The organism is Ferrovibrio sp. GW821-FHT12B10, assembly GCF_058807515.1.
On the sequence record NZ_JBXAQT010000001.1, the window covers coordinates 3,041,834 to 3,061,717 of the forward strand.

The following is a 19,884-nucleotide window of genomic DNA, read 5'->3' on the forward strand; positions in this document are numbered from 1 at the left end:
CTTTGACCACAGCCATCATCATCAATGCCGAATCCGGTACGGCCCGCCAGTATGGCGCCACCGCGCTGCGTGATCTGATTCACGAGAGCGCCCGCACTGCCGGCCATGCGGCCGTTGACGTGCATGTGGTGCCGCCACGCGATCTGTCGCGCAGCCTGGTCAAGGCTGCCGAGGCCAGCGACGAGGTCTGGGTCGGAGGTGGCGATGGCACCCTTCGCACGGCGGCCGCACTGGCCATGAAGCGCGATATCGTGCTGGGCGTACTGCCGCTGGGCACCATGAATCTGCTGGCACGCGATCTGAACATTCCGCTCGAGATCGGCAATGCGGTCACGGCGCTTTGCAATGCCACGGTTGCACCTATTGACGTCGGTCGCGTCGACGAGGGTATCTTCCTCAACAAGTCGGCGCTCGGCCTTTATCCGGAAATGGTGGTCGACCGCGAGCGCCGCCAGCGCCTGTTCGGCCTGGCCAAATGGCCAGCCATGCTGCGCTCGGCCTGGCGCGCGGTGCGCCGGCACCGGCTGTTGGAGGTGACCATCGAGCATCATGGCCAGCGCCGCGAAATCCTGTCGCCGGCCCTGGTGGTGGCAGTGGGCAGTTATGAATTCAATGCCGGCCGCCTGTTCAGCCGCGCCGACCTGCAAAGTGGCGAGCTGACGCTGTATGTGAGCCACGAAAAGAACTGGCTCGGCTCGGCCAGCCAGCTCGCCAAGCTATTCCTCGGCACGCTGGAAAGCGATCCCGCGCTGGAAGTGATCAAGGCGCATAACCTGCGCATCGATTTCCGTCGCACCAAGCCGGTGGCCAATGACGGCGAGATCGACATGCTGAAAGGCCCGCTCCGCTATGCTGTGGCGCCGCAGGCGCTGAAGGTGCGGGTGCCGGCGGAAGAGAAGGTGCCGGTCACTGCAGAGGTTGCGGGTACCTAGACCGGCAGCGCGCGCTCGGCGATGGCGCGGGTGTCGACGCCCTTGGGCAGCGTGCCAAAAGCATGGCCCCAGTCCCCACCCAGCCGCGACGCGCAGAAAGCATCGGCGACGGCAGGAATGGAGTGGCGCACCAGGAGTGCGCCCTGAAGTGCGACCATCATCTTCTCGACGACGCGGCGGGCGCGGTGCTCGATCTCGGTCTGGTCGGCGAATTCCGTCTTCAGATCTTCGATCGCCGCATCCAGATGCTTGTCGTTGCCACGCGCCGCGATCAGGTCGGCGAAATAGGCGTCCAGCCCGTCCGGGCTTTTCTGCAGGGCGCGCAGAACGTCCAGGCACATCACGTTGCCCGAGCCCTCCCAGATCGAGTTGAGCGGAATTTCCTTGTACAGCATGCCGAGCGGGCCTTCGTCGACATAGCCATTGCCGCCATGCACCTCCATGGCCTCCACCACAGCATTGGGGGCGCGCTTGCAGATCCAGTATTTCACTGCCGGCGTGCAGAGGCGGCGGAAGGCGGCTTCGGCCGGATCGCTGTCGGCGCGATCGAAGGCACGCGCCAGCCGCAGGGCCAGGTGTGTGGAGGCTTCCGATTCCAGCGCCAGGTCGGCCACCACATTGGTCATCAGCGGCTGGTCGATCAGGTGACGCTGGAAGGCGCGGCGATGTGCCACGTGATGCGCCGCCTGCGCGACGGCGCCCCGTAAGAGCCCGGTCGACCCCAGCGCGCAATCCAGTCGGGTATAGGTGCCCATCTCGATGATGGTGGGCACGCCACGGCCTTCCTCGCCGAGCAGCCAGCCATGGGCATTGCGGAATTCCACTTCCGATGAGGCATTCGACTTGTTGCCGACCTTGTCTTTCAGGCGCTGGATCAGGATCGCGTTCTTGCTGCCATCGGGCAGCCAGCGCGGCACGAAGAAGCAGCTCAGGCCGCCCGGCGCCTGCGCCAGCACCAGATGCGCGTCATTCTGTGGGCAGGAGAAGAACCACTTGTGGCCGGTCACGAGATATTCTTCGCCCGGGCCGCCCCCCTTACTACCATTCTGGCCGACCGGGATGGCGACCGTGGAGTTGGTGCGCACATCCGAGCCGCCCTGCTTTTCGGTCATGCCCATGCCGATCAGGGCGCCGGTCTTCTGCGCCACCGGCTGGTTGCTGCCGTCATACTGTCGCGAATAGATTTTCGGCAGCCAGGTTTCAGACAGCCGCTTGTCTTTTTTCAGCGCCGGCACGCTGCCATAGGTCATGGTGGTCGGGCACTGGCTGCCCGGCTCGATCTGCGCATGCATGATATAGGCGGCGGCGCGCGCCACATGGGCGCCGGCTTTGGGTTCGGCCCAGGGTGCGGAATGCAGGCCCTCGCCGATGATCAGGCTCATGATGCTGTGCCAGGCAGGATGGAATTCCACCTCGTCGCGGCGATGGCCGAAGCGGTCGAAGAGTTTGAGCTGCGGCGGATTCTTGTGCGCCAGCCGGCCATTCTCAATCGTGTCGGCATCACCCAGGCGGCTGCCATAGACGGTGAGGCGATCCTTGGCCCAGCCGGCACCGTTGATCTCGGCCGCTGCCATCAGGGCGCGGTCGGTGGTGTAGAGATTGTAATCCTCCAGCGCTGGCGGCTGGTTATAGACCTCATGGGTCTCGCCGATGGACGGTTTGGCTGGCTGTACGCTCATGGCTTCTCTCCCGTTACCCTGAGAGTAGCAGCGATTGTCGGCTTTGTAAGCGTGACGTTACGTCAGAAGCGCATGGCGAGGTTGAGCCGCGCCTGCGTCAGAAACGGATCGGGCGCGCCCGACATTTCATCCTGAGTGACGGTATAGCCGGCCATGATGGTCATCGCCTTGCGGGCCAGCAGCGCCGGCGTCCATTGCAGCTGCAAATCCAGGCTCTGCTGCTGGCCATAGAAGGGCACGGCATTGGCGGTGCCCAGGTTGCGCTTTTCGCCCAGCCCGAACTCATGGCTGGCGGTGAGGTTCAGGCTTTCGCCCAGCGGCACGCCGACCTGCAGGCCGAGGATGTTGAGATCGCGCTCCTCCTGGAAGCGGTATTCGTTGCGGCGCTGCGCCGAGGCACCGAGCTTGTAGCCGCTGGCGAAATGCTGGGCCACCGCAAGGCGATGCCGTTCGTTACTGCTGGCCGAGGTGGGGTTGCCGGGGCTGGACTGGGTGTCGTAGCCGGTCGACAGCGTGAGCGTCAGGTCGCGCGCGATCGCGGCCGAGACCGAATTGTCGATGCCGAAGCGCCGGCTGCTGCTGCCGGCCAGCTCGCTCCAGTTCACCGCAGCATCTGGATTGGAGCGGAAGGTGAGGCCGTATTCCTCAAACGCCAGACCGAACTTGCTGTTCACCGACTTGGCGGTGTGGTCGGCGCCGGGATCGCCTGGTCGCTGGCTGACGGCGCTGGTGTTGCTCAGGTCCAGCCCGTCGAGGAAGGGCATGTCATAGGCGCGGGTGACGGAGCCCGGCTGCAGGGCGGCATCATCCAGCTGGCGCGCGCCGATCTGCAGGTCGCCGGTGGCTTCAGTGGCATCAAGACTGCCGTAGCGCGTCAGCAGGCTGACATCCTGCGGTCCGAACAGGGGGCGGCGCGTCAACAGACGGAGGCCGCCATCCGGATCGTAAGCCAGCGGCACGACGTCGGGCAGGTCATCGGGGAGGGGTGGCGGCAGCGCCATATGGCAATAGCCGGGGTCGGCGGCGCTGAGGAAAACCGGGCAGGCGGGCGGCGCGTCCTGCGCCAGTACGGCCTCCGCGCAGGCCGCGCCGGCAAGCGCGGTCAGGACAGCGGACAATACACGGGCGCGGCGATGCAAGTTGTCTTCCCCAACAGCCTGCTTGGCGGTTACCACGCCTTTTAGACATGAAGCTGTGGCCGAACTGTGGCAGAAGACGGTTTCACGCAACGCAGCCTGGCTTTATTCTGCTGCCATGCATCTGCTGTTCCTTTACGGAAAACCGGCCGTGGGCAAGCTGACGGTGGCACGCGAACTGGCGGCGCTCACCGGCTACAAGCTGTTCCACAATCATCTAACGGTCGATCTGCTGCTCTCGGTGTTCGACTTCGGCAGTCCGGCCTTTGTCGGCCTGCGCGAGGAGATCTGGCTGTCGGTCTTCGCTCGCATGGGCTCGATGAAAGCGCCGGGCATGATCTTCACTTTCGCGCCCGAAACCACGGTGCAGCCCGAATTCATCGACCGCACGCTCTCGGCCGTGCGTATCGCCGGCGGCCGGGTGCAGTTTGTCGAGCTGACCTGCAGTACGGACGAGATCTATCGCCGCATCGACAGCCAGTCACGTCAGAGCACCGGCAAGCTGACGTCGCACGAAGTGTACGAAAAACTGGACAGTGCCGGCGTCTTCGCCACCTCGCATATGCCGAGGCCCGATGTCAGCGTGGATACCGGCCGGCACACACCGGCCGAATCCGCTGCGCTGATCGCAGACAAGCTGGCGCTGAAACGGATCTGACTATTCCGCCGCCTGCTTCGCCGCCACAGCTTTGCCGAAGCCGCCGGCCGACGGCGTGGAGATGACGAAGACGTCGCCCGGCTTCATCGGCGTTGAGCAGCGACCTTCCATCACATCCTTGGCGCCGGAGGTGCGCTCCACCCACTGACGACCCGTTTCGCCAGCCTCGCCGCCTTCGAGGCCGAAAGGCGGCACCGTGCGGTGCGAGGACAGCAGCGTCGCCACCATGTCGGTGAGGAAGCGCATGCGGCGGATGGTGCCGTCGCCGCCCTTGTGCCTGCCCTTGCCACCCGAACCGCGGCGGATGCGGAAGCTCTCCAGCAGCACGGGGAAACGGAATTCCAGCACCTCGGGATCGGTCAGGCGGGCGTTGGTCATATGGGTGTGCACGGCGTCGCAGCCGTCGAAATCCGCACCGGCGCCGCTGCCGCCGCAGATCGTCTCATAATACTGGTATTCGTTATTGCCGAAGGTGAAGTTGTTCATCGTGCCCTGGGCGGCCGACATGACGCCCAACGCACCGAAGATGGTATCGGTGATGCACTGGCTGGTTTCGACATTGCCGGCCACGGTGGCGGCGGGATAGACCGGATCGAGCATCGAGTTCTTCGGGATGATGATTTCCAGCGGCTTCAGGCAACCGCCATTGAGCGGAATGTCGGAATCGACCAGGCAGCGGAAGGCATACAGCACGGCGGCGACACAGACCGCCGTCGGGGCGTTGTAGTTGGTTGGATGCACGCCGGATGTTCCTGTAAAGTCGATCTTTGCAGTTCTATCCTTGTGGTTGACCGTGACCTTCACCTTGATCTCGTAGCCGTCATCCATCGGGTAGGTGAACGCGCCATCCTTCAGGCGGCTGATCACCCGGCGCACGGATTCTTCCGCATTGTCCTGCACGTGGTTCATATAAGCGCGCACGACATCGAGGCCGAACTGGTCGACCATCTTGCGCAGCTCCTGCGCACCCTTCTCGCAGGAGGCGATCTGCGCCTTCAGGTCGGCGATGTTCTGGGCCGGGTTGCGGGACGGATACTTTCCGCTCTTCAGCAACGCGACCATCTCGGCTTCCAGGAATTTGCCGCCGTCGACCAGCAGTACATTGTCCAGCAGCACGCCTTCATCTTCCACTGTGCGGGAATCCGGCGGCATCGAACCGGGCGTGGTGCCGCCAATATCGGCATGATGGCCGCGACTGCCCAGATAGAACAGCACCTCCTTGCCAGCCTTGTCGAAGACCGGAGTGATCACGGTGACATCGGGCAGGTGCGTGCCACCGGCATAGGGCGCATTCAGCACATAGACATCGCCGGGCTTCATCTGGCCGGCGCGCCGGCGCATCACGGTCTTGATCGATTCCGACATCGAGCCCAGATGCACCGGCATATGCGGGGCATTGGCGATCAGCTCGCCGTCGAGGTCGAAGATGGCGCAGGAGAAATCGAGGCGTTCCTTGATGTTGACTGAATAGGCGGTCTTCTCCAGCACGCTGCCCATCTGCTCGGCGATCGACATGAACAGGTTGTTGAAGATTTCCAGCATCACCGGATCGACGGATGTGCCAATCGCCTTGCGCTCGGGCAGGGCATCCACCCGCTTCAGGACCAGGTCGCGACGCTCGGTCAGTTTTGCCTGCCAGCCCGGCTCCAGCACGATGGTGCTGGTCGGCTCGATCACGATGGCTGGACCCTTGATGGTTTCACCCGGACGCATGGCGGCGCGATCATAGACCGGCGTGTCACGCCAGCTGCCGGCCATATAGGCTTTGCGTTTGGCCAGCACGGGGATGGCATCCTGGGCGCGCGGATCGACGATGGCCTCAACTGCATCGGGCGCGCGTTCGCCCTGGCCGACGACCTCGACGGCGACGGAACCGGCAATCAGAGCCTTTTCCGGGCTGATGAAGCCGAAGCGCTGGCGATGCGCGGTTTCAAAAGCAGTCTTGATCTCGGCCAGCGTGCCGAACTCGACTTCGAGCGCCGAGTCCGAGCCGCCATAGCGCACATGCAGCTTGCGGATCACGGTGATTTTCTCGGCCGCCACGCCCTGTTTCAGCATCTCGGCACGGGAGTCCGCGCTGAGCGCATCCAGCTCTTTCGACAGGCCGGGCAGGGCGGACTCCTGCAGCGTCACTTCCGCGGACTTTTCCTTCAATACGCGCTGGTCAGCCAGACCCATGCCATAGGCCGACAGCACGCCGGCCAGCGGATGCAGCAGCACTTCCGTCATGCCGAGCGCATCGGCCACCAGGCAGGCATGCTGCCCGCCGGCACCGCCGAAGCTGGACAGCACGTATTTGGTCACGTCATAGCCGCGCGCCACTGAAATCTTCTTGATCGCGTTGGCCATGTTCTCGACGGCGATGGCGAGGAAACCTTCCGCCATCTCCTCGATGCTGCGAGTGTCGCCGCTCTCGGCCTTCACCTGCGCCTGCAATGCGGCGAACTTGGTCTTCACCACGGCGTCATCCAGCGGCTGGTCGCCATTGGGGCCGAAGACGGCGGGGAAGAAATCAGGCTGCAGCTTGCCCAGCACCACGTTGCAGTCGGTCACGGCGAGAGGCCCGCCGCGGCGATAACAGGCCGGGCCGGGATTGGCACCGGCGGAATCCGGCCCGACGCGATAGCGCGCGCCGTCGAAATGCAGGATCGAACCGCCACCAGCCGCCACCGTGTTGATCATCATCATCGGGGCGCGCATGCGTACGCCGGCCACCATGGTCTCGAAGGCGCGCTCGTATTCGCCGGCATAGTGGCTGACATCGGTGGAGGTGCCGCCCATGTCGAAGCCGATCACCTTCTTGAAGCCGGCGCGGGTCGAGGTCTCGACCAGGCCGACGACGCCGCCGGCCGGGCCGGACAGGATGCTGTCCTTGCCCTGGAAGAAATTAGCATCCGCCAGGCCGCCGTTGGACTGCATGAACATCAGGCGCAGCGCTGTATTGGCGGCATCCAGCTCGCTGCCGACCTGGTCGACATAGCGGCGCAGGATGGGCGAGACATAGGCGTCGACCACGGTGGTGTCGCCACGGCTGACGAACTTGATCAGCGGCGAGACCTGGTGGCTGGCCGAGACTTGCGTGAAGCCAAGCTTTTTTGCCAGGTCAGCGACCTTGGCCTCATGCTCGGTATAGCGATAGCCATGCATGAACAGGATGGCGACACTGCGGATGCCGTCAGCGAAGGCCGCCTTCAGTGCGGCTTCGGCGGCCTTGAGATCGAGCGGCGTCTCGATGCTGCCATCGTTGCGCACGCGCTCGGGGATCTCCACCACGCGCTCGTACAGCATCTCGGGCAGCTGAATATGCAGGGCGAACAGCTTGGGCCGGGTCTGGTAACCGATGCGCAATTGATCGGCGAAACCCTCCGAAACCAGCAGCAGCACGCGGTCACCCTTGCGCTCCAGCAGCGCATTGGTGGCCACCGTTGTGCCCATCTTCACGGCGGCGATCTTGCCGCTTGGCAGCGCGTCGCCGGCCTTCAGGCCAAGCAGGTCGCGGATGCCCTGCACGGCAGCATCCTTGTAGCGCTCGGGATTCTCGGACAGCAGCTTGTGGGTGACGATTCCGCCGTCGGGCTTGCGGCCGACGATGTCGGTGAAGGTGCCGCCACGGTCGATCCAGAATTCCCACTGAGCATCCTGTTGGGCGGTCGTCGCGGTGGAGGACGGGGACATCTGGACACTCCCGAGGGAAGAGAAGGAAAAGCCGGTCAGGGCGGAGACGGCACGGTTACAAAACGTTGATAATTTGTCAACGTCGTCCGTGCGCCCTAAAGCGAGGCGACCTCATAATGAAGCGGCAGACCGGGCAGCCTGATCATAGATGCCCGACAGCGCGCGCATCAGGTCGGCCATGCGGGAAAGGTCGCCGCGCGGGCCGCCGATCAGGGCGAAGGCCTCGCCCAGCAGTTGCTCGCGGATCTTGCGGTATTCCAGGCAGAGCGCCTGTCCGGTGGGCGTTGTGCTGTAGAATATCTCCTTGCCGCGCCGCGTACCCGCAATCAGGCCCAGCCGCACCATCTTTTTCAGCCCGTAGTTGATGGTGTGGGAATCTTCCACATTCAGCACCAGGCAGAGGTCGGCCAGACGCTTGGGCCGGTCGCGATGGTTGACGCCATGCAGTACCATCACATCTAGCGCCGCTAGGTCACCCTGGCCGGCCGCGGTCATGCAGCGCACGATCCACCGGCCGAAAGCGTTGCCAGTCATCATCAGGGCAAATTCGAACTCACTGAGCCCCTCCAGTTTTCCACTGGCCAGATGGGCAGAGGAGACAATGGCGCGGCGCGATGACGGGCCCGTGATTGGCCGGGTAGCAGTCTGGGCCGCAGCCTTGCTGGCAGGCTTTTTACGGGACGGTGATGTCTTTGCTTTTGCCATAGCCAATTGCCTGTCCGTATCGCCTCGAAACCGGGCAGACTCCCGATCCGAAAGAGGGTCGCATACCGCCCATGCAGGCATTGCATGGCCCCATAGGAAAGAAGCGTAGCCCGTGACAGGGCGACTTTGCTAGGGTCCCGCCCCATGAAGCCCCAGCACCTGGCCCTGATGTTGCTTATATGCGCGATCTGGGGCGGCAATTTTGTCGTCACCAAGCTCGCGGTGAATCATTTTCCGCCAGTGCTGTTCACGGCTTTGCGGTTCGGCCTTGTGGCGCTGTTGATGCTGCCCTGGCTGAAATGGCAGCCGGGCCAGATGCGCAACGTGCTGATCGCCGCGCTCTGCATGGGCACCCTGCATTTCTCCCTGATCATCCTCGGCATCGCCAAGGCCGATGACGTCGCCGTGGTCGCCGTCGTCACCCAGCTCGGCGTGCCGATCGTGACCCTGATGGCCATGCTGCTGCTGGGTGAACGCATCCGCTGGAAACGCGCGCTGGGTATCACGCTGGCCTTCGCCGGTACGCTGGTGATCAGTTTCGATCCCAAGGTGATGAACTACCAGGTCGCCATCGTGCTGATCCTGATTGCGGTAATTGTCTATTCCTTCGGCCAGATCACGGTGCGCCGCATCCGCGACGTCGACACGTTCACCATGCAGGCCTGGGTCGGCATCATCAGCGCGCCCAGCCTGCTGCTGATCTCGCTGATCCTGGAAACCGGTCATGTCGAGCAGACGCTGTCGGCCAATGCCTGGCATTGGGGCGCGGTCTTCTATGCCGGTTTGGCTGTGTCGCTGATCGGTCATGGCGGCACATATTATCTGCTGCGCCGCTATCCGATCAGCATCGTCAATCCGGGCTTCACCCTGGCGCCGATCTTCGGCGTCTTCGCCGGCGTCTTTTTCCTGGGCGAGCAGCTGAGCAGCCGTGTGATTGCCGGCACAATCGTAACCCTCGTGGGTGTCTTGATTGTCGCTCTGCGGGAAAGCAAGGTTGCAGAAAGCCGTGGCGTGACCCCTGAAAAGGCTGCGCTCGAGGCCCCATCCAAGGCTGCAGGCGAATGACACTTCCGGTCATTGATCATCCTTCACCGAATTTCGACGAGCGCAGCGGCAAGCGCCCCGTCGACATGATCGTGCTGCATTACACCGGCATGAAGACGGCTGCCGCCGCGCTGGAACGCCTGGCCGATCCGGACGCCAAGGTCAGCGCCCATTACATGATCGATGAGGACGGCACGATCTATCGCCTGGTGCCCGAGGACAAGCGCGCCTGGCATGCCGGCGTATCCTTCTGGCGCGGCGTGCGCGATGTGAATGCGCGCTCGATCGGCATCGAGCTGGTCAATCCCGGCCATGAGTTCGGCTATCGCGAATTCCCGAGCGTGCAGATCGACGCGCTGATTGCGCTGCTCAAGGATATCGCCACCCGGCATGAAGTGATGCCAGGCAACTATGTCGCCCATTCCGACATCGCGCCCAGCCGGAAGGAAGATCCAGGCGAGCTGTTTCCCTGGCGTCGCCTCCATGCCGCCGGCTTCGGCCGCTGGTGGAGCGATGATTTCCGCGTCTCGGGCAATGCGCCAGCGATGCGGGCAGGTGACCGCGGCGGCGCGGTGCTGGAGCTGCAGGTGGCGCTCGACAAGATCGGCTATGCCATCGAGGGCAGCGGCATGTACGATCCGCTGACCGAGGCGGCCGTGAAGGCTTTCCAACGCCACTGGCGCCAGAACCAGGTGGATGGTGTCAGCGATGCCGAAACCACGAGCCTGATCCACCATATTTCCGAGCAGATGACCATCCGGCGCGTCAGCAGCCAGAAGACCGCCTGATCTTTACCTTGACGGGGGACCGGCTAGGGCCTACCTGTGCGCCCGGTGCCAGACGGCTGGACGGCCGCGGTGTTTGCAAGAGCATCGAGGAAAGTCCGGGCTCCACGGAAACACGGTGCCGGGTAACGCCCGGCGGGGGTGACCCCAGGGACAGTGCCACAGAGAGCAGACCGCCATCACGCGCAAGCCTGATGGTAAGGGTGAAAGGGTGCGGTAAGAGCGCACCGCGCGACCGGTAACGGAAGCGGCACGGCAAACCCCACCGGGAGCAAGACCAAATAGGGATGGCGGCAGGCGCAAGCCTGCAGGGCGGTTTTCGGTCCGCCATCCGGGTCGGTCGCGCGAGGTGTCCGGTAACGGGCATCCCAGAGGAATGGCCGTCCATCCTGCCCGGGAGCGATTCTTGGCAGGGGGACAGAACCCGGCTTACAGGCCGTCTGGCGCCATTTCATTCATGGCAAAATGCAGGGCGTTGGTGGCCGCACTGTATCTGCGGCCCAAGCTGCACTGCAGCCAATATCTTCAGCGACTCACGCGCAGCAGGAAGGCGTCCGGAACCTGTTCCGGACATTCGCTGAAATGTGGTTCGAAGATCGCCGAGAAGCCCTGCTTGGCGCGGGTGTCGAGACAGTATTTCTTGTCGCCGGCCTTCACCGCCAGGCCGCCGTTCTTGATGTCCCAGAGCTGCGGCAACTGATCCAGCATCTCGTTGTTCAGCGCGCAGGCTGAAATCACCAGCAGGCGGGCGCGCGGCTCCATCGCCAGGCAGTAGCCCGGATTGGCGGCGAAGAATATCTGATAGCCATCGGGCTGCAGCGGCCGGCTGATGAAAAAGCCCTGGGTCTGATTGTCGATGTTGAATTCGCAGGGCGAGAGCAGGGCGGTGGCGCGCAGGCGGCGGGTGTCGTTGTTGATCAGCTGGGCCGTGATACACTGGTTGTTGGCGGTGCTGGCCACAACGGCAAAGCGTTTCAGCGACGGAACATCGCGCGGCAGGAATTCATTGACGGCTGCCCAGGCGGCCAGCGGCAAGATCAGCACCGCCAGAAGCGCGAGCAACGCCCATGTCACCCCATCCCTAGGGTTGCGCTCCAGTCTCACCATGTTTTGAGCTCTCATCCCGTCCCCGTAACCCTGTCCGGTGTAATGCCCGGCGGGACGGGAGACAAGCAATCTCTGTGAGAACAAAAGAGAACATTAAGAGATTTTATTAGGATCATATCGGCCGCAAGTTGCGGAGATCATTGGCTGGATTGACCATAACAGACCGTTAATTTCCATTGACGCCCATATAAACCCATGTTACCCCATCTTATCCCAGGTTATGGCCACCCAAGGGGGGTGTTTCGCCGGGATCGAAGCGTAGGGGCGGCTTGAGTGGAATTCTTCCTCTCAACCTTTCGAAACCGGATTGACGCCAAGGGACGGGTTTCCGTGCCGGCGCCATATCGCGCCCTGCTGACCCGCAAGCATCCCGATGGGGGCCTGATCCTCGGCCCCGATATCGCTGCCCCGGCCTTGGTCGCCGGCGGGCGCGACTACCTTGATGGCGTCAATCGCCGTATCGACGAGCTGCCCGACCTGCATCCCGAACGCGAGATGCTGATCGACGGCCTGCTGCCCTTTCTCAGCGAGCTGAACCTGGACCAGGAAGGCCGCGTCCAGCTCGGCCCGCAATTCCTCGACCATGCCGGCCTGGCTTCGCCGGGCGAGGCGGTTTTCGTCGGCCGTCGCCACAGCTTCCAGATCTGGGAACCGAAGGCCTGGGATCTGCGCGCCGCCGAAGCGCGCGCCAAGGCTGCCGCGTATCTGCGCGGTGGAGCAGCCAGCGGTCAGGGGGCAAAATCGTGAGCCCCGCAGGCCGTTTCTCGCAGGACACAAACGGCCATCAAAAAGCCGCAACGCAGGTTCATCTCTCCGTGATGTGTGCGGAGGTGGTCTCGGCGCTCGACCCGCGCGCCGGCGACCTGCTTGTGGATGGTACCTTTGGGGCAGGTGGTTACAGTTCGGCCTTGCTGGCCGCCGCGGAGTGCCAGGTGATCGGCATTGACCGCGATCCCACGGTGCAGAGTCACGCCGACCGCGTCTCTGCCGCCAATCCCGGGCGTTTCCGTCTGCTCGCCGGCCGCTTCGGCGACATGGCCGAGCTGCTGGCGAATATCGGCATCACCGAAGTGGATGGCGTCGCGCTGGATATCGGCGTGTCCTCCATGCAGATCGACCAGGCCGAGCGCGGCTTCTCCTTCCAGCATGACGGTCCACTCGACATGCGGATGTCGGATCGCGGCGAGACCGCGGCCGATATCGTCAATACCCGCGACGAGGCCGAGCTGGCCGATATCATCTTTCTCTATGGCGAGGAGCGCCGCGCCCGTGCGGTCGCCCGCGCCATCGTGGCCGCCCGCGCCGAGACGCCGATCACGCGCACCAAGCAGCTGGTCGATATTGTCGCCCGCGTCGTGCGCGCCACCCCGGGCATCAACCCGGCGACCCGTACCTTCCAGGCGTTGCGCATTGTCGTGAATGACGAACTGGGCGAACTCAAGCGCGGCCTTGCCGCCGCCGAGAAGCTGCTCAAGCCTGAGGGCCGTCTTGCCGTCGTGTCCTTCCACTCGCTGGAAGACCGCGTGGTGAAGCGCTTCCTCGACCGTCGCACCGGCAAGACCACCGGCAGTTCGCGCCATCTGCCCCAGGCTGCCGCGGCCGAGCATGCGCCGTCCTTCGCCCTGATCCACAAGGGCGCGATGGCGCCGGGCGAGACCGAGACCGCCGCCAATCCGCGCGCCCGCTCGGCCAAGCTGCGGGCGGCGAAGCGTACGACTGCTCCGGCCTGGCCCGACGACGACATGCGGGAGGCAGCATGAGCCGCGGCCTCTCCCTCATCGCCCTGCTGCTGCTGGCCGCCGTGTCTTTCGGCCTCTACCAGCTCTCCTATGAAGTGCAGCGTCTGGAAGATGAACTGATCGAGATGAACCGTGCCCTGAGCCAGGAGCGCGAAACCATCGGCGTGCTGCAGGCCGAGTGGAGCTATCTCAGCCGTCCGGAATATCTGCAGAGCAAGGCGCAGCGCCTGCTCGAGATGCGCTCGGCCACCGCCAAGGATATCGCCGGCATCGATGCGCTGCCCTGGCGCCAGGATCGTGGCGCGCCGATGACGGCGCCCGCCGCCGCCAAGACACCGGCCCTGCCGCCGATGGCTGCAGCGCCGCAGGCTCTGCCGCAGCCGGCCCAGCCCACCGCCATGCAGGCCGCCGTGCCGTCGCCCGCGCCGCAGGTGCAGGTGGCCGCCAAGCCGCAGGCCGATGCGCCGGCAGCCTTTGATTCCGAAGTCGCCGCCGTGCTCGGCGCCATGCAGCGTAGCGGCAAAGACGCACGGAGGGCTCAGTAAGATGGGACTGTTCCGTCGTCGGCCCAAACCGGAAGCCCGCCCGCAGATGCGGCCAGCCCGTGCGCCCTGCACGCCCGCCGACATGCCCGGTAATCCCGCGCTGGTGCGCCTCGATGGCGCGGCCAAGCAGGCGCTTGATGCCAGCCGCGGCCGTCTGGTCATCGGCATCGGTCTCTTTTCGCTGGCTTTCGTTCTGCTGGCCGGCCGTCTGGTCGAGCTCACCGTGATCCGCGGCGGCAGCGAGCCGGCGCTGGCACGCGGCAGCAATCCCGAACTGATCGCCAAGACGGCGCTGATGGAGCGTCAGCCCATCGTCGATCGCAACGGCAACATGCTGGCGACCAACCTGAAGATCGCTTCGCTCTATGCCGATCCGCGCAAGGTGCAGAACCCGAAGGAAGTCGCGGTGCGGCTGGCCCAGGTGCTGCCCGAGCTGTCGGCCGGCGAGATGCAGAACAAGTTGGCCTCGGGCAAGAGCTTCGTCTGGCTCAAGCGCGGCCTGACTCCGCGCGAACAGTATGAAGTGAACCGTCTCGGCCTGCCTGGCCTGTATTTCCACAATGAACAGCGCCGCGTCTATCCGCAGGGCTCGCTGGCTGTGCACGTGCTCGGCTATACCGACATCGATGGCAAGGGCATTTCCGGCATCGAACAGTATTTCGATGAACAGTTAAAGGATCCTTCCCGTACCGGCGATCCGCTGGAACTCAGCATCGATGTGCGCGTGCAGCATGTGGTGCGCGACGAGGTCGCCAAGGTGGTCGAGCAGTTCAACGCCATCGGCGGCGGCGGCATCGTGCTGGATATCCATACCGGCGAAGTCATCGCCATGGTCAGCCTGCCCGATTTCGATCCGGCCGAGCCCGGAACGGCGAGCACGGAGTCGCGGTTCAACCGCATCACGCTCGGCGTCTATGAAATGGGTTCGACCATGAAGACGCTGAACACGGCGATGGCGCTGGATTACGGCACGGTCAAGCTGAGCGGCGGCTACGATGCGAGTCGCCCGATCCAGATTTCGCGCTTCACCATCAAGGACGATCACGCCAAGAACCGCTGGCTGAGCGTGCCCGAAATCTTCATGTACTCGTCCAACATCGGTTCGGCCAAGATGGCCGTCGATGTCGGCCCGGAACGCCAGCGCGAATTCATGGGTCGCATGGGCATGCTGAACAAGCCCGCCATCGAGCTGCCCGAAGTTGGCGCGCCGCTGATCCCGCGCAACTGGAAGACCGTCGAGACCATGACGGTCTCCTTCGGCCATGGCCTCTCGGTCACTCCGCTGCAGCTCGCCACCGCCACCGCCGGCATCGTCAACGGCGGCGTGCTGCATCCGCCGACCCTGATCAAGCGTCCGCCGGGCCTGCCCGCGCCGGGCCGCCAGGTGATCCGCCGCGATGTCAGCGACGTCATGCGCAAGCTGATGCTGCTGGTGGTGGAAGAAGGCACCGGCCGCAAGGCCGAAGTGAGTGGTTATATGGTCGGCGGCAAGACCGGGTCTTCGGAAAAGGTCAACGCGCGCGGCGGCTACAACAAGAAGGCCAACTTCAACACTTTTGTAGCCGGCTTCCCGATGCATAACCCGCGCTACATCGTGCAGGTAATGGTCGACGAGCCGAAGGGCAATAAGAGCAGCTACGGCTTCGCCACTGCCGGCTGGACTGCCGCGCCGGCTGCCGGCCGCATCATCAACCGCATCGCGCCGATGCTGGGCGTGCCACCGGTGGACGAGAATGCACCGGCGATGCGGCAGGCCATGTATGTGCCGATCCCCGGACAGCCGATGCCGAATTTCAACGCCGTGCCTGCCGCTACCCCCGCAGCGGCCGTCACGCCGAAGACGCAGGAGAAGAAACTTGCGTCTCAGTGACCTTTGCGCCGATCTGCCGCTCGACCCGCGCGCCGCGGGTCTGGATGTTGCCGGCCTGACCGCCGACAGTCGCGCCGTGCGCCCGGGCTATCTGTTCGCCGCGCTGAAGGGTACGCAGGCTGACGGCCATCGCTTCATTCCCGATGCACGCGCCAAGGGCGCCGTCGCCGTGCTGAGCGATCATGTCGATCCGGCCTATGCCGACCAGATCGCCTTCGTCACCGATGCCAATCCGCGCCGCCGCCTCGCCTTGATGGCCGCTGCCTTCTTCGATGCGCAGCCTAGGCATATCGCCGCGGTCACCGGCACCAACGGCAAGACCTCGGTGGCGCATTTCACCGCGCAGATCTGGAGCAAACTGGGCCTGAAGAGCGCCAGCCTCGGCACGTTGGGTCTGCATGGCGCCGGCATCGACGAGAAAGTCGCCCATACCACACCCGATCCGGTGCGGCTGCATGAGCTGCTGAACATCGCCGGCAAGGCCGGCGTTGATTACCTGGCGCTGGAGGCCTCCAGCCATGGCCTCGACCAGTATCGCCTGGACGGCATCCAGCCGCAGGCCGCTGCCTTCACCAACCTGACCCGTGACCATATGGATTACCATCCGACGGTCGAGGCGTATTTCGCCGCCAAGCTGCGGCTGTTCGACACACTGCTGCCGGCCAATGGGACGGCGGTGATCAACATGGATTCCGCCATGGGCGCGCAGGTCGAGGACCTTTGCCGCCGCCGTGGCCAGCGCCTGATCCGTTACGGCCTGCTTGGCACTGAACTGAAGCTGCTCTCCGCCGTGCCGCATGCCGGCGGCCTGGATGTGGAAGTCGAAGCCTTCGGCGTGCGCCGTCTGGTCGATCTGCCGCTGGTCGGCGGCTTCCAGGCCGGCAATGTGCTGGCGGCGCTGGGTCTGGTGATCGGTTGCGGCGGCCATATCGCCGAAGCCTGGGAAACGCTCAGCACGCTCGACGGTGTTCCGGGCCGCATGCAGAAGGCGGCACAGCGCAAGAACGGCGCCAGCATCTTCGTCGATTACGCCCATACCCCTGACGCGCTTGAAACCGTGCTGAAGGCGGCGCGTCCGCATACCACGCAGCGCCTTGTGGTCGCGTTCGGCTGCGGCGGCGACCGTGATCGCGGCAAGCGGCCGCTGATGGGCGCGGTGGCAACCAGGTTCGCTGACAAGGTTTATGTCACCGACGACAATCCGCGCAGCGAAGAGGCGGCGTCCATTCGCGCCGCCGTCATGGCCGCTGCGCCGAATGCTACTGAAATCGGCGACCGCCGCGATGCGATCTTTACCGCCGTGAAGGATCTGCAGCCGGGCGATCTGCTGCTGCTGGCCGGCAAGGGCCATGAACAGGGACAGATTGTCGGTACGGAGGTTCGCCCCTTCGACGACTTACTTGTTGCCCGCGAAGCCGTGTCTGCAATCGATGCAGGTACTGGTTCGGGCAGCGCACCATACGGAGGTTAAGGTTAATGGAAGCTTTCGCGCTCTGGACCTCCGCTGAAGCCGCTTCTGCCACACAGGGCAACAGCGACGGATTCTGGACGGCCACCGGTGTTTCGATCGACAGCCGCACGGTTGCCTTCGGCGATCTGTTCATCGCCATCCGTGGTCCGAATTTCGACGGCCATGTCTTCGTTGCCGATGCGCTGGCGAAAGGTGCTGCCGCTGCGATGGTCGACAAGGGGCCGGAAACTTTGCTGCCCGGCGCCAACCTGCTGAAGGTGAAGGACACGCTGCAGGGTCTGAACGAATTGGCTTCAGCGGCGCGTCAGCGCAGCGGTGCCAAGGTCATCGCCATCACCGGCAGTGTGGGCAAGACTTCGACCAAGGAAATGCTGCGCCATGTGCTGGCGGAGCAGGGCGCGACTCATGCCACCATCGGCAACCTGAACAATCACTGGGGTGCGCCGCTCACTCTGGCCCGCATGCCGATCGACAGCCGTTTCGCCGTCATCGAGCTGGGCATGAACCATGCGGGCGAGATCGCGCCGTTGTCCAAGCTGGCGCGGCCGCATATCGCCATCGTCACGGCCGTTGAAGCCGTACATCTGGAGAATTTCGACAGCATCGAGGGTATCGCCGATGCCAAGTCTGAAATCTTCGCCGGCCTGGAGCCGGGCGGCATCGCCATCATCAACCGCGATAATCCGCAGTTCGAGCGCGTCGCCGCCGCCGCCCGCGCAGCCGGCGCTTCGGAAGTGATCGGTTTCGGCGAGCACCCCGAGGCCCAAGCGCGTCTGGTGAAATACGCGCCGCACAGCGCCTGCTCCTGCGTCGCCGCTGACATCCTCGGCCATCCAATGACCTTCAAGATCGGCGCGCCGGGCCGCCACTGGGTGCTGAATGCGCTCGGCGTACTGGCCGCTGCTCATCTCGCCGGCGCCGACCTGGCCGAAGCCGGCATGGCGCTGGCCGGCGTCACCGCGCCGAAGGGCCGCGGCGAGCGCCACACGCTCGACTGGCGGGACGGCGGCAGCCTCGAACTGATTGACGATAGCTATAACGCCAGCCCGCCCAGCATGCGTGCCGCCTATGCCGTGCTGGCAATGGCCAAGCCGAGCAACACGCGCGGCCGCCGCATCGCGGTGCTGGGCGACATGCTGGAGCTCGGCCCCGAGGCGGAAGCCGCGCATGCCGCGCTGGCCGACGATCTGGTGCGCGAGAAGATCGATCTTGTCTTTGCCTCCGGCCCGCTGATGCGCGCGCTGTACGACCGCCTGCCACCGCAGATGCGCGGCCATCATGCCGCCAATTCGGTCGAACTGATCCAGCCGCTGCGCCGTGCGATCCGCAGCGGCGACGTGCTGCTGGTCAAGGGCTCGCTCGGCAGCCGCATGGGCAAGATTGTCGAAGACCTGCTGAACCCGGCGCCGCAACCGCGCGCCGCCAACGGATGGTAAGGAAAGTTTAGACGTATGCTGTATCATTTGCTGTATCCGCTGGCGGACGACTTCAACGTCCTCAACCTGTTCCGGTACATCACCTTCCGGACCGGCGGGGCGATCCTCACCGCCATGGTGCTGTCGTTTGTGATCGGCGAACCGTTGATCAACTGGCTGCGCGCCAAGCAGGGCAAGGGTCAACCGATCCGCGAGGACGGCCCGCAGGGTCATCTGGTCAAGCGCGGCACGCCCACCATGGGCGGCTTCCTGATCCTCCTTGGCCTCGGCGCCGGCACGCTGCTCTGGGCTGACCTGACCAACCGCTATGTCTGGGTCGTGCTGCTGGTCACCTTCGGCTTCGGCATGATCGGCTTCTATGATGATTATCTGAAGGTCAGCAAGCAGAACCCCAAGGGCGTGCCGGGCAAGCTGAAGCTGGCGCTGCAGATCGTCATCGCCGGTGGCGCCGCCGTCTGGATCAACCAGATCGCCGCCGCGCCGCTCAATACCAGCCTGGCCGTGCCCTTCCTGAAGGACGTGCTGCTCAATTTCGGCTGGTTCATGATTCCCTTCGCCGCTTTCGTGATGATCGGCGCCTCGAATGCCGTGAACCTCACCGATGGCCTCGATGGCCTTGCCATCGTGCCGGTGATGATCGCCGCCGCCAGCTTCGGCCTGATCTGCTACCTGGTCGGCAACACGGTCTTCGCCAACTACCTGCAGATCCACAATGTCGCCGGCGCGGGCGAGCTTGCTGTTTTCTGTGGCGCGCTGGTCGGCGCCGGTATCGGCTTCCTCTGGTTCAACGCGCCGCCCGCCATGGTCTTCATGGGCGATACCGGCTCGCTCAGCCTGGGCGGCGCGCTCGGCACCGTCAGTGTGATCGTCAAGCACGAACTGGTGCTGGCCATCATCGGCGGCCTCTTCGTGCTTGAGACTGTGTCGGTGATGGTGCAGGTCGCCAGCTACAAGCTGACCGGCAAGCGCGTCTTCCGCATGGCGCCGCTGCATCACCATTACGAAAAGAAGGGCTGGAAGGAGCCGACCATCGTGATCCGCTTCTGGATCGTTGCGGTGATCCTGGCGCTGGCCGGCCTCTCCACCCTGAAGCTGCGGTGAT

The 19,884-nt window shown here is 64.4% G+C and carries 16 protein-coding genes and 1 other RNA gene; 12 read left to right on the plus strand and 5 right to left on the minus strand.

The window, feature by feature from the left end; all coding sequences use genetic code 11:
• Window positions 1–2: 2 nt before the first annotated feature.
• Entirely contained in the window at window positions 3–932 is a 930-nt protein-coding gene (locus tag AC1RRT_RS15285) for a diacylglycerol/lipid kinase family protein (RefSeq protein ID WP_493014667.1), read from the plus strand.
• Here AC1RRT_RS15285 and AC1RRT_RS15290 read toward each other — a convergent pair.
• Together AC1RRT_RS15290 and AC1RRT_RS15295 are read right to left on the minus strand one after the other, a co-directional pair.
• Window positions 929–2,611, minus strand: coding sequence for an isovaleryl-CoA dehydrogenase (locus AC1RRT_RS15290; protein WP_493014668.1), 1,683 nt, complete (start codon window positions 2,609–2,611; stop codon window positions 929–931). The two genes, AC1RRT_RS15285 and AC1RRT_RS15290, sit on opposite strands and share 4 nt — an antisense overlap.
• Window positions 2,612–2,673: 62 nt before the next feature.
• The gene (locus tag AC1RRT_RS15295; protein WP_493014669.1) at window positions 2,674–3,750 is read right to left on the minus strand and encodes a hypothetical protein; all 1,077 of its coding nucleotides are present in this window, start codon (window positions 3,748–3,750) and stop codon (window positions 2,674–2,676) included.
• A 55-nt stretch (window positions 3,751–3,805) separates the two neighbouring features.
• Here AC1RRT_RS15295 and AC1RRT_RS15300 point away from each other — a divergent pair, with 55 nt between their 5' ends.
• On the plus strand, window positions 3,806–4,405 hold the full coding sequence (locus AC1RRT_RS15300) for an AAA family ATPase (protein ID WP_493014670.1): 600 nt from the start codon (window positions 3,806–3,808) through the stop codon (window positions 4,403–4,405).
• On the opposite strand, the gene AC1RRT_RS15305 is transcribed toward AC1RRT_RS15300, so the two are convergent.
• Complete coding sequence (locus tag AC1RRT_RS15305) at window positions 4,406–8,080, minus strand: hydantoinase B/oxoprolinase family protein (protein WP_493014671.1); 3,675 nt, start codon at window positions 8,078–8,080, stop codon at window positions 4,406–4,408. It abuts the gene before it with no gap.
• A 111-nt stretch (window positions 8,081–8,191) separates the two neighbouring features.
• On the minus strand, window positions 8,192–8,617 hold the full coding sequence (locus AC1RRT_RS15310; protein WP_493014672.1) for a winged helix DNA-binding protein: 426 nt from the start codon (window positions 8,615–8,617) through the stop codon (window positions 8,192–8,194).
• A 312-nt stretch (window positions 8,618–8,929) separates the two neighbouring features.
• Here AC1RRT_RS15310 and AC1RRT_RS15315 point away from each other — a divergent pair, with 312 nt between their 5' ends.
• The 3 genes from AC1RRT_RS15315 to rnpB all read left to right on the plus strand — a co-directional run bounded on the left by AC1RRT_RS15315 (window position 8,930) and on the right by rnpB (window position 11,062).
• Window positions 8,930–9,850, plus strand: a complete 921-nt coding sequence (locus tag AC1RRT_RS15315; RefSeq protein WP_493014673.1) for a DMT family transporter — start codon at window positions 8,930–8,932, stop codon at window positions 9,848–9,850.
• A complete protein-coding gene (locus AC1RRT_RS15320) occupies window positions 9,847–10,617 on the plus strand; it encodes a peptidoglycan recognition protein family protein (protein WP_493014674.1) in 771 nt (256 codons plus the stop codon). The genes AC1RRT_RS15315 and AC1RRT_RS15320 overlap by 4 nt, the downstream gene beginning before the upstream one ends.
• Window positions 10,618–10,665: 48 nt before the next feature.
• Window positions 10,666–11,062, plus strand: an RNA gene (gene rnpB, locus AC1RRT_RS15325) — RNase P RNA component class A.
• A gap of 77 nt (window positions 11,063–11,139) precedes the next feature.
• On the opposite strand, the gene AC1RRT_RS15330 is transcribed toward rnpB, so the two are convergent.
• Window positions 11,140–11,688: a hypothetical protein gene (locus AC1RRT_RS15330; RefSeq protein ID WP_493014676.1), complete on the minus strand. Its 549-nt coding sequence runs from the start codon at window positions 11,686–11,688 to the stop codon at window positions 11,140–11,142.
• 363 nt (window positions 11,689–12,051) lie between these two features.
• Here AC1RRT_RS15330 and AC1RRT_RS15335 point away from each other — a divergent pair, with 363 nt between their 5' ends.
• The 7 genes from AC1RRT_RS15335 to mraY are packed head-to-tail and all read left to right on the plus strand — an operon-like array spanning window position 12,052 to window position 19,883.
• Entirely contained in the window at window positions 12,052–12,468 is a 417-nt protein-coding gene (locus AC1RRT_RS15335; RefSeq protein ID WP_493014677.1) for a division/cell wall cluster transcriptional repressor MraZ, read from the plus strand.
• Window positions 12,465–13,481, plus strand: a complete 1,017-nt coding sequence (rsmH, locus tag AC1RRT_RS15340; RefSeq protein WP_493014678.1) for a 16S rRNA (cytosine(1402)-N(4))-methyltransferase RsmH — start codon at window positions 12,465–12,467, stop codon at window positions 13,479–13,481. Before AC1RRT_RS15335 ends, rsmH begins: the two co-directional genes overlap by 4 nt.
• Entirely contained in the window at window positions 13,478–14,005 is a 528-nt protein-coding gene (ftsL, locus tag AC1RRT_RS15345; protein ID WP_493014679.1) for a cell division protein FtsL, read from the plus strand. The genes rsmH and ftsL overlap by 4 nt, the downstream gene beginning before the upstream one ends.
• A gap of 1 nt (window position 14,006) precedes the next feature.
• Complete coding sequence (locus AC1RRT_RS15350; RefSeq protein WP_493014680.1) at window positions 14,007–15,875, plus strand: peptidoglycan D,D-transpeptidase FtsI family protein; 1,869 nt, start codon at window positions 14,007–14,009, stop codon at window positions 15,873–15,875.
• Window positions 15,862–17,346: a UDP-N-acetylmuramoyl-L-alanyl-D-glutamate--2,6-diaminopimelate ligase gene (locus AC1RRT_RS15355; RefSeq protein WP_493014681.1), complete on the plus strand. Its 1,485-nt coding sequence runs from the start codon at window positions 15,862–15,864 to the stop codon at window positions 17,344–17,346. Before AC1RRT_RS15350 ends, AC1RRT_RS15355 begins: the two co-directional genes overlap by 14 nt.
• Window positions 17,347–17,351: 5 nt before the next feature.
• Window positions 17,352–18,782 carry a UDP-N-acetylmuramoylalanyl-D-glutamyl-2,6-diaminopimelate--D-alanyl-D-alanine ligase gene (locus AC1RRT_RS15360; protein ID WP_493014682.1) on the plus strand — a complete coding sequence of 477 codons (1,431 nt, stop codon included), beginning with the start codon at window positions 17,352–17,354 and terminating at the stop codon, window positions 18,780–18,782.
• A gap of 18 nt (window positions 18,783–18,800) precedes the next feature.
• Window positions 18,801–19,883, plus strand: coding sequence for a phospho-N-acetylmuramoyl-pentapeptide-transferase (gene mraY / locus AC1RRT_RS15365; RefSeq protein ID WP_493015183.1), 1,083 nt, complete (start codon window positions 18,801–18,803; stop codon window positions 19,881–19,883).
• Window position 19,884 lies beyond the last annotated feature (1 nt).